Below are 11,346 nucleotides of genomic sequence, written 5' to 3'. Positions count from 1 at the left end.
CCACCGTTACCCGAAACCGAGCCACCAGCACCACCGGCGCCACCAGCGCCACCGGAACCACCGGTGTCACCAGCACCACCAGCTTCACCGGAGTCAGCGGCGCCATCGGTGCCGGCGTCGCCGACCTTGCCGTTACCACCGGCACCACCAGCGCCACCGTTGCCGATCGCGCTGCCGTTACCGCCGGCACCACCATCGCCACCGTGGGCACCCGAGGCCGCCGCCGGGTCACCGGCCGCGTCGTAGCCGGCGCCACCGTCACCACCATTGCCCTGCACACCATGGGCATCGGAGTCATTACCGGCAGCACCATCAGCACCCGCCGACGAGCCGCACCGCCGCTACCACCGGCACCACCATTGGCCAGCGCACCACCGTCACCGCCGTTACCGCCGGTCGTGTGCTCCGCGGTACCGGTAGCACCCTGGCCGCCGTCGCCGGCCTTACCAGCGTCACCACCATCACCGGCACTGCCACCGGTGCCCTGGTTACCGACACTGCCGTTGGTGGCCGAACCACCCACGCCACCGGCACCGCCATCGCCACCCTTGCCACCGGAGCCAGCAGCACCACCAGTACCGCCGTTACCGTCACCGCCGTCGGCAAACGTTCCGGCCACACCGGTAGCGCCATCGCCGCCGGCACCACCGGCCGCACCGGAACCACCAGCACCACCAGCGCCACCGTTACCCGAAACCGAGCCACCAGCACCACCGGCGCCACCAGCGCCACCGGAACCACCGGTGTCACCAGCACCACCAGCTTCACCGGAGTCAGCGGCGCCATCGGTGCCGGCGTCGCCGACCTTGCCGTTACCACCGGCACCACCAGCGCCACCGTTGCCGATCGCGCTGCCGTTACCGCCGGCACCACCATCGCCACCGTGGGCACCCGAGGCCGCCGCCGGGTCACCGGCCGCGTCGTAGCCGGCGCCACCGTCACCACCATTGCCCTGCACACCATGGGCATCGGAGTCATTACCGGCAGCACCATCAGCACCCGCCGACGAGCCGGCACCGCCGCTACCACCGGCACCACCATTGGCCAGCGCACCACCGTCACCGCCGTTACCGCCGGTCGTGTGCTCCGCGGTACCGGTAGCACCCTGGCCGCCGTCGCCGGCCTTACCAGCGTCACCACCATCACCGGCACTGCCACCGGTGCCCTGGTTACCGGCACTGCCGTTGGTGGCCGAACCACCCACGCCACCGGCACCGCCATCGCCACCCTTGCCACCGGAGCCAGCAGCACCACCAGCACCGCCGTTACCGTCACCGCCGTCGGCAAACGTTCCGGCCACACCGGTAGCGCCATCGCCGCCGGCACCACCGGCCGCACCGGAACCACCAGCACCACCAGCGCCACCGTTACCCGAAACCGAGCCACCAGCACCACCGGCGCCACCAGCGCCACCGGAACCACCGGTGTCACCAGCACCACCAGCTTCACCCGGGAGTGCGCCGTCTTCACCATCCCGGCCGGCTAGGCCGTCACCGCCGTTACCGGCGTTACCGCCGTCACCGACTGCTCCGGCGTTGCCGCCGGCGCCGCCGTCGCCGCCCGTCACGCCGCCATTGCCGCCGTGGCCGCCATCTCCGCCGTCGCCGGTCTCGGCGCCGCCGTTACCGCCGGCACCACCATTGCCGCCCGAACTGGTCTGGCTTCCCGCTCCGCCATCGCCGCCGTTGCCACCGCTGCCGTTGACACCTGCGTCACCGCCGGCGCCACCGTTACCGCCGTCGCTGGAACCATCCGTCGAGGAGTGGCCGGCACCACCGTTACCACCGTTACCGCTGGACGGCGCGTCGGCGCCGGCTGCGCCGTCCGCACCGGCGTTGCCGGTTCCGGACGCCCCGCCGCTGCCGGCGTCACCACCGGCGCCGCCGGCACCGACCGTGCCGGTGTCGCCACCGCGACCACCCTGCCCACCATGGGGATTGGCCGCGTCGCCGTCGGCACCCTGACCGCCGTTACCGGCCGCGCCGGCGTCACCGCCCTGGCCACCCTCGCCACCATTTCCGTTGGCGCCCGCAGCACCGTTGGTCGCCGTACCGCCGGCACCACCAGCACCGGCCGCGCCACCGGCACCGCCATCGCCGCCGTTGCTGCCGGCACCACCATCACCACCGGCAGCGGTCGCGTCAGCTCCGTCGAAGCCCTCACCACCGGCGCCACCATCGCCACCGTTGCCGCCCAGACCACCGGCACCACCGGAACCGACCACCGAACCACCGGTGCCACCGGCACCACCGGAACCGCCCACACCACCCGCGGTACCGCTCGAGCCATCAATGCCCACACCGGTGCTGTCGGCACCATCGGTGCCCGCGGCACCGTTACCGCCGTTACCGCCCGCACCACCATTGCCGTGATCACCGGCCGCACCACCGGCACCACCATTGCCACCGGCCGTACCGGGTGCAGCACCCGGGTCACCGGCCGCGTCGTAGCCGGCGCCACCCCTGCCGCCGTGACCGCTGACGGGGGCGGCGCCGGCTGCGCCGTCCGCACCGGCGTTGCCGGTTCCGGACGCCCCGCCGCTGCCGGCGTCACCACCGGCGCCGCCGGCACCGACCGTGCCGGTGTCGCCACCGCGACCACCCTGCCCACCATGGGGATTGGCCGCGTCGCCGTCGGCACCCTGACCGCCGTTACCGGCCGCGCCGGCGTCACCGCCCTGGCCACCCTCGCCACCATTTCCGTTGGCGCCCGCAGCACCGTTGGTCGCCGTACCGCCGGCACCACCAGCACCGGCCGCGCCACCGGCACCGCCATCGCCGCCGTTGCTGCCGGCACCACCATCACCACCGGCAGCGGTCGCGTCAGCTCCGTCGAAGCCCTCACCACCGGCGCCACCATCGCCACCGTTGCCGCCCAGACCACCGGCACCACCGGAACCGACCACCGAACCACCGGTGCCACCGGCACCACCGGAACCGCCCACACCACCCGCGGTACCGCTCGAGCCATCAATGCCCACACCGGTGCTGTCGGCACCATCGGTGCCCGCGGCACCGTTACCGCCGTTACCGCCCGCACCACCATTGCCGTGATCACCGGCCGCACCACCGGCACCACCATTGCCACCGGCCGTACCGGGTGCAGCACCCGGGTCACCGGCCGCGTCGTAGCCGGCACCACCGTTACCACCGTTACCACCGCTGCTCGGCGTGCTTCCCGTATTGCCGTTGGCGCCGCTCGTCGCCCCGGTACCGCCGACGCCACCGGCGCCACCAGCACCGACGTCGCCGCCGCGTCCACCGTTGCCGCCGTCGGGGTTTGCCGCTGTTCCGTTGGCGCCGTCACCACCATTGCCGGCCTGGCCGCCGCCGCCGCCATCGCCCGCGCGTCCCCCGATGCCGGTCGTCCCGCCTCCGGTACCACCGTCACCGCCGGCGCCGCCGACGCCACCGTTGCCACCGGCGGCACCGTCGGGGTTGCCGGCGTTGCCGTCAGCCCCGTGGAAGGCGTTACCGCCGACGCCACCGTTGCCGCCATAGCCGCCGGCACCGTCGCCGCCGTTGGAGGCGTAGTTGCCGCCGCCGCTCGACCCACCAGCGCCACCCGCGCCGCCAGCGCCGCCGGAACCGCCCTTCTCTCCGGCGTAGCCATCCATGTGTTGGGCATCGCCGTTGGCGCCGTTGGCGCCATTGGCTCCGTGGCCGCCGTTGCCGCCATTGCCGCCGTTGCCGCCAGTGCCATGAGCACCTGCGGTGGCGCCGGTACCGCCGTCACCGCCGTTACCGCCGGCGCCACCGTTGCCGGCGTCGGTGCCGTCGTCACCCGGAGCAGCGCCGTTGATCCCGTTGAATCCGTTGCCCCCGGCACCGCCGACCCCACCGGCACCACCGTCGCCGGTCGCGGCCTGGGAACCGTCGGCGTTCAGGCCACCCGCGCCGCCGTTGCCGCCGACGCCGCCGTTGCCACCCGTGGTGCCATCGACGGAACTCGCGGTGCCATTCACACCTGCCAGGCCGGCGCCACCGGCGCCGCCGTCACCGCCGACACCACCGACACCACCGGTACCCGCGGCGGCGTAGCTGCCATTACCGCTGTCGCCGCCGGCACCGCCCTTACCGGCGTTGCCACCGGCGCCACCGTGCTGGCCGGCGTAGCCATCGACATGCCCGGCGTCTCCGGCAGCGCCATTTCCACCGTCGGCGCCGTTGCCGCCATTGCCGCCATTGCCACCGACACCACCGACACCGTGGGCGCCGGCCTGGGTGCCGCTACCGCCGACACCGCCCGCACCGCCGGCACCGCCATTGCCGGCGTTGGTGCCGGCTGCGCCCGGCGCGGCACCGTTGGCACCGTTGAGGCCGTTGCCGCCGGCGCCGCCCGCGCCACCGGCGCCTCCATCACCGGTCGCGGCCTGCGAGCCGTCAACGTTGAAACCACCCAGACCGCCGTTGCCACCGGCGCCACCGGCGCCACCGGCCGTACCGTCGGGATCCTGCGCGGTGCCATTGACACCGGCTAGGCCGGCACCGCCGGCCCCACCGTTGCCGCCGACACCGGCCTGGCCGTCGCTGCCGGCTGCGGCGTAGGTGCCGTTGCCGCTGTCGCCACCCGCACCGCCCTTGCCGGCGTCGCCGCCGTTGCCGCCGTCCTGGCCGGCATGGCCCGCCTGGTGCCCGATGTCACCGGCCGCACCGTTGCCGCCGTCGGCTCCGTGGCCGCCGTTGCCGGCGTTGCCGCCGACACCACCGACACCGTGAGCACCGGACTGGGTGCCCGAGCCGCCGACGCCGCCGGCACCACCGGCACCACCGTTGCCGCCGCGAGTGCCGTCAGCGCCTGGCTCGTTGCCGTGGGCGCCGTTGATGCCGTTACCGCCGCGCCCACCAGCACCACCGGCACCACCATTGCCGGTTGTGGCCTGCGAACCGTCGACGTTGAAACCGCCCGCGCCACCGTTGCCGCCGGCGCCGCCGGCCCCACCGGCCGTACCGTCGGGATCCTGCTCGGTGCCATTGATCCCGTCCAGGCCAGTACCACCGACACCGCCGTTACCTCCGGCACCGGCGACACCATCGCCGCCGCTGGCTGCAGAACTGCCGTTCCCGCTGTACCCGCCGGCACCGCCCTTGCCCGCGTTGCCGCCGCTGCCGCCGTCCTGGCCGGCGTAGCCCGCCTGGTGCTCGGCATCGCCGTTCGCGCCGTCACCGCCGTCGGCACCGTTGCCGCCGTTGCCGCCATTGCCGCCGTTGCCACCGCTGCCATGCGCACCGGCGGTGGCGCCGGTACCGCCCGCACCGCCGTTACCGCCGGCGCCACCGTTGCCGGCGTCGGTGCCGTCAGCACCCGGAGCAGCGCCGTTGATGCCGTTGAATCCGTTGCCACCGGCACCGCCGACCCCACCGGCACCACCGTTTCCGGTCGCGGCCTGGGAACCGTCGGCGTTCAGGCCACCCGTGCCACCGTTGCCGCCGACACCACCATCGCCGCCGGTGGTGCCATCGACGGATTCCGCGGTGCCATTCACACCTGCCAAGCCGGCGCCACCGGCGCCGCCGTCACCGCCGACACCACCGACACCACCGGTACCCGCGGCGGCGTAGCTGCCATTACCGCTATACCCACCGGCACCGCCCTTACCGGCGTTGCCACCGGCGCCGCCCTCCTGGCCGGCGTAGCCATCGACATGCCCGGCGTCTCCGGCAGCGCCATCACCACCGTCGGCGCCATTGCCGCCGTTACCACCATCGCCGCCGACACCGCCGACACCGTGGGCACCGGCCTGGGTGCCGCTACCGCCGACACCGCCCGCACCGCCGGCACCGCCATTGCCGGCGTTGGTGCCGGCTGCGCCCGGAGCCGCACCATCGGCACCATCGAAGCCGTTGCCGCCGGCGCCACCCGCCCCGCCGGCGCCTCCATCACCGGTCGCGGCCTGCGAGCCGTCAACGTTGAAACCACCCAGACCGCCGTTGCCACCGGCACCGCCTGCGCCACCGGCCGTGCCGTCGGGATCCTGCTCGGTGCCGTCGATGCCGGCCAGGCCAGTTCCGCCGACGCCGCCGTTACCGGCGCCACCCGCGGTGCCGTCCGTACCGGTGTTGCCGGTGAGGCCGCCGGCTGCACCACCGGCAGCAGCAGCACCGCCGTTGCCGCCGTGGCCACCGTTACCGCCGTTGGCATACACCGCAAGCCCGTTGGCGCCGGCACCGCCGTCACCGCCGAGCCCGCCGGAACCGCCCGCACCACCGTCGCCGTCGCCACCGACCGTGCCGTTGCCCGAGCCACCGATACCGGCCGCACCACCGGCACCACCCTTGCCACCGATAGCACCGTTGCCGCCGTTGCCACCAACAACACCGTCACCGGTGCCGCCGTTGTCGAACGTGCCGGCCGCACCCGTGGCGCCGTCGCCGCCGTTGCCACCGGCACCGCCGACACCGCCGACACCGCCGTTGCCGCCGATCCCGACGAACGACGAACCGTCACCACCGGCACCGCCGTTGCCGGCGTTGCCGCCGGCCACCCCATGGCCACCGTGACCACCCGAACCGGTGCCCGCCGCACCATCGGTGCCCGTCCAACCGGCACCGCCGGCCCCACCGTTGCCACCGTTGCCCCACGCGCCCATGCCGAAAAAGTCCTGGGCCTGACCCGACGAACCCCCGTTGCCACCATTACCGGCGTTCAGCGATGCGGTGCCGTTACCACCGGCACCGCCATCACCACCATTGCCCCACCACTCACCACCATGGCCACCGTCGCCGCCATCAGCGCCCAGACCACCGGCACCACCATCACCACCATTGCCGATCCCCCCGGCATGGCCACCATTTCCACCGGTGATGCCCGCCAGGTTCGACGACCAACCATTGCCACCATCGCCGAACCACAACCCACCAGCCTGACCATCCGGGTCGAGCTCGGTGCCATCGGCACCGTTGCAGATCATCCCGCAAAAACCCACCGTCACCGGCGCGAACAACTGGTTGATCACACCGTTGACACCCGAACCGAAATCACTGTTGATCCAGTTCTGCAACAACGCGTGCAACGGCAGATAGAACGTCTCCTGCCACTGCTCGGCATGATCGGCATCCCACAACCCGAACAGCCCGCCCTCAGCAGCACCCGGCACATCCCACGTCGACATGTCGAACAAGTCAAAGTCCGACGCAGTGCCACTGTCGTCGACACCGAAGAAATCCCAGAACGCATCCAGGCCGAAGTCATCGGCCTGCGCAGCCGGCGCCGCCACCACCGGAGCCACCCCAAAGGCCAGAAACGCCGCCACCGAACTCGACGCCCCCACCACGCGACGCCGCACCGAACCCCGACCCGACGAACGTACCAATTTGCTAGACACTCGCCGACCCATGGAAGAACCTCTCAACAGTTTCTACTAAGAATTCCTGAAGGTTCGAATTATGGTCAGGCGTCCACTAATGAACAACTTGGGGACCCCGAACTGTGATGAACCTCATATTGATATGGGCGTTGTGACTCGTTCTGCACCACGGAACTCGCTGTTACAGCGGCATTTTGAGACCGCAGTCACACCTCTGCGGCGCTCGACACATTCAGTGGTCCGGCATTTCTCACAGCAAGTTGGCCGGCGTATAGGTATTTTTACCGAGACGTTTTACATACCTAGACATGAGTGCGAATTAGAAGACACCCCGCGTACCGGGCACACCTTTAGTGACGGTTTGCTGAAATCGGCATGCCGCAGCCGCGACACACCACAGGAACGCGCCTCGCTCGCGCCCGCATGACATGGCCGTAGCGGACCGACGCCGCTGGTCGGTGCCTCGACCCGAAGCTCGCGATCAGGTGGACCACTGCGGTGAGAAGATCAACTGTCCAGCGCGCAGCGGGCAAGCCCAGCCCGTCTCTGCCACTGTCCGGCAGTGCGCCTCCGACAACATCGGCAAAAGTACTCAAAAGTGGCCAATGGCGCACTCCGAGAAGTATCGTACAAATACCTATATGGTCGGGAAACAAGACGTATCGCCGCGCAGGTCATCCATCCTGGACAGCAGGGCCAGCCGCTTGCACGACCATTGCGGCCTGTAGGGACGGTACATCTTGTCGAACACAAGCGAGGCAGGTTTCCCGGCTGCCATAGCGCGGACGGTCTTGGTGGTCGACGCCGGGGGATCACAGTGGCAGCCCGGTACGGAGGCGTTGTCTACCGCCGCGCTCTCGTGGCTGGAGCGCACACTGGGCGAATTGGTTGCCGACCACAGCGGTATCTGCCTGACGGAGCAGGACCGCCGAGACAGGTTCGCCGCCGGGTTCGCGGACACCAGTGACGCGGTGGCGTGCGCCATGGCGCTGCAGCGCACGCCTTCGGCACCCATCCAGCCGCGAATCGCAGTGCACGCCGACGAGGTGCCGCCGGTCGAACCGGACACGTACCCGAGATCCCTGGTGAACCGCGCCGCGCGGCTATGCGACCTGGCCCACGCCGGTCAGACGGTGTTGTCGGAGACGGCCCGCGAGTTGATGGGTGATCAGCTTCCCATAGAGGCGTGGCTGCTTGATCTGGGTTTCCATCGGCTGCCCGGCAGGCCGTATCCGGAGCGCGTGACGCAACTCTGCCACCGCGACCTTGGCACCGATTTTCCGCCCCTTCGAACGGCAAAGCCGCTGGCCGAGCCGCATTTTCCGACGCCGCTGACCAGTTCCGTCGGACGCGATGCGGAACTGACCGAGCTCCGGCGGCTCGTTGACGGCAACCGTCTTGTGACGTTGACCGGCACCGGCGGAGTCGGCAAGACACGGCTGGCGCTGCAGCTGGCCGATGAGTTGGCCGGCAGGTTTCGCGACGGGGCATGGTGTGTAGATCTGTCGCCGATCACTGATCCCGAACTGATTCCCGAGCGAGTAACGAAGACGCTGGGCTTGCCTGATCGACCGGACCGCTCCCCACTCGACACTCTGGTGTCCTTGATCGCAGGTCGGCAATTGCTGATGGTGCTCGACAATTGTGAGCACCTCCTGGACGCGTGCGCACGGCTGACCGCCACGCTGTTGGCCGCCAGCGCGGAACTGACAATCGTGGCGACAAGTCGGGAGCCGATCGGGGTAGCCGGCGAGGTGACCTGGACGACCCCCTCACTCTCGCTGGCCGACGAGGCTGTCGACTTGTTCCGTCAGCGCGCTCGCCTGGTCCGGCCGAGTTTCACCGAGACCGCTGACGATGCCGCCTTGGTAGCCGAGATCTGCCGACGGCTGGACGGGGTGCCGTTGGCCATCGAGCTTGCCGCGACACGAGCTCGGGCGTTGTCGCTGGTCGAGATCGCCGACGGGCTAGGCGAGCGCTTCCAACTGCTGACCGGTGGTGCGCGCACTGCGGTGCTGCGCCAACAGACGCTGAGGGCGTCGGAGGACTGGTCGCACGATTTGTTGAGCGAATCCGAACGCGTGGTGTTTCGCCGATTGGCGCCGTTTCGGGGCGGGTTCGACCTTGACGCCGCTCACGCCGTCGCCGGCAGCACTGACCTGCCGCGTGGCCAGATCGTCGACAAACTCACGCAGCTGGTGGATAAATCACTGGTGATAGCCGACAGCGCCGGAGAATCGACGCGCTTCCGGCTGCTGCAGACTGTGCAGCAGTACGCCCTGGAGAAGCTGGAGCAGGCCGGGGAAGCCGAGGCCATCCGGGCGCGCCACCGTGACCACTACGCAGCACTGTTCGACGCCGGGGTGACCGCCGGGTACGGATGGCACATTGCGCAGGCGGAACTCGAGATCGACAACCTCAGGGCCGCCTTCGCCTGGAGTCGTGAGCATGGCGACATCGAGCTGGCCGCACGTCTCGCCTCGTCGTTGTTCCCGCTGTGGATCCATAGCCGGACCTTGGAGGGCCTGGCGTGGTTCGATGCCGTTCTCACCGCTCCCGCCTCGATGGCGCCTGCCACGCGTGCCCGCGCTCTCGCCGACAAGACCATCTTCGAGGCGTTGACCGGGAACTACGGCCACGCCGATCAAGCTGAGGAAGCGGTCGCCATCGCGCGGCGTCTCGATGACCCGACCCTGCTCGCCTGGTCGCTGGCAGCCTGCGGTTTCACCTGTAGCTACAGCCCTGAGCTGGCCCTGCCCTACTTCGAGCAGGCCATCGCACTGTCCCCGGCCCTGGACGACGATTGGCGGCTGGCGCAGATATATGGCGTGCAGGCCTATTCCGCCTTTGTGGCCGGGGATCTGGCCACGACGCAGGTGGCCGCGGAGAAAGGGCAGCGTCTCGCCGACGCGGTCGGCGACTGGTCGGTTTCGCGTCTGTGCCGGCTCTGCTTGGGATTGACACACCTTCATCGGGGCGAGCTCCCCATGGCCGTCGAGAAGACCCGGGGCGTGGCTATCGAGGCCGAGGCGGCAGGCGATCCGCTGTTCAGCACCCAGAGTCTGGCTGTTCTGGCCGAAGCCCTTGCGTGCCAAGGGGATACCCGAGGTGCCCGGGCCGCAGCGGACGCGTGCGTCGAGGCTGCCGCGGATCTCATCGACTTCCACCGTGCCGTCAGCTTCGGGACGGTGGTGGACGTGTCACTGGCCGCCGGTGATGTGTCCGGTGCGGTCGGCGCCGGTGCTGCAGCGTTTGACGCGTGCGCACTGCCGCAACTGATGGCAATAACCGGCAATCCGGTCGCCAGGGCCGCGTTGGCATCCGGCGACCTGGTCACGGCGCGCCACCTGGTCGACGAGGCGCTTGCCGTGGGGTCCGGATTCCAGCGGATACTGCTGCTGGAGATACGTGCCCGGGTGGCGATGGCCGAGGGCGAACTCAAGCAGGCCGAGCAAGACGCGCGTCACGCGTTGGCGATCGCCGCCGAAACCGGTGGATACCTGGCCGTCCCCGAACTAATCGAGTCGCTGGCAGCCGTGAACTGCGCTGCGGGCCAACACCATCGCGCAGCACGGCTGTTCGGCCTGGCGGCCAGCGCCCGAGATATCGCCGGCACGGTCCGCTCCAAGGTATACGACGCCGAATACGCCGACGCAGTCAACGCTCTACGAGAAGCAATGCCGCAGGACGACTTTGAGCATCATTGGGCCCAGGGAACTGCATCGTCGATCGCTGAGGTCATCGCCTACGCATCCGGCACCGAAGGCAGGCGTAAACGCCCGTCGCGTGGTTGGGCTTCACTGACTCCGGCCGAACACAACGTGATCCGGCTTGTCAGTGCTGGACTCCGCGACAAAGACATCGCCTCGAAACTGAGTGTCTCGCCGCGAACCGTGCACTCCCACCTGAACCACATCTATGCCAAGCTCGATATCTCTTCCCGCGTGCACCTCGTCCAGGTAGCGGCGAGGCATATCTGACCCCGGCGACGTTGCCCCGTTACGTACCATGCCGGGCGGGATTCGGGCGCTACGTGCTTC

Annotated in this window: 3 protein-coding genes and 1 pseudogene; 2 read left to right on the top strand and 2 right to left on the bottom strand. The window is 70.2% G+C overall.

The window, feature by feature from the left end; genetic code table 11:
- Positions 1-312 precede the first annotated feature (312 nt).
- Positions 313-1,473, bottom strand: coding sequence for a hypothetical protein (locus G6N19_RS21700; protein ID WP_232062380.1), 1,161 nt, complete (start codon positions 1,471-1,473; stop codon positions 313-315).
- Positions 1,474-1,582: 109 nt separating this feature from the next.
- Between G6N19_RS21700 and G6N19_RS21870 the strand changes: the two genes are divergently transcribed.
- Positions 1,583-4,480 carry a beta strand repeat-containing protein gene (locus tag G6N19_RS21870; protein ID WP_332101369.1) on the top strand — a complete coding sequence of 966 codons (2,898 nt, stop codon included), beginning with the start codon at positions 1,583-1,585 and terminating at the stop codon, positions 4,478-4,480.
- Positions 4,481-6,763: 2,283 nt separating this feature from the next.
- On the opposite strand, the pseudogene G6N19_RS21690 reads toward G6N19_RS21870, so the two are convergent.
- Positions 6,764-6,910, bottom strand: a pseudogene (locus G6N19_RS21690) (PGRS repeat-containing protein); the annotation flags it as partial.
- Positions 6,911-8,100: 1,190 nt separating this feature from the next.
- On the opposite strand from G6N19_RS21690, the gene G6N19_RS11785 reads away from it, so the two are divergent.
- Entirely contained in the window at positions 8,101-11,286 is a 3,186-nt protein-coding gene (locus G6N19_RS11785; protein ID WP_232062378.1) for a helix-turn-helix transcriptional regulator, read from the top strand.
- The last annotated feature ends 60 nt before the right edge of the window (positions 11,287-11,346 follow it).

The sequence above is a fragment of the Mycobacterium novum genome, from assembly GCF_010726505.1.
Classification (GTDB): domain Bacteria; phylum Actinomycetota; class Actinomycetes; order Mycobacteriales; family Mycobacteriaceae; genus Mycobacterium; species Mycobacterium algericum.
Note: the sequence above shows the minus strand (reverse complement) of the source record. Positions and strands in the feature narration are given on the sequence as shown.

Coding starts and splice junctions, on each gene's coding strand:
- G6N19_RS21700 (WP_232062380.1), bottom strand. CDS start 1,473: ATGGTGAAGACGGCGCACTCCCGGGTGAAGCTGGTGGTGCTGGTGACA.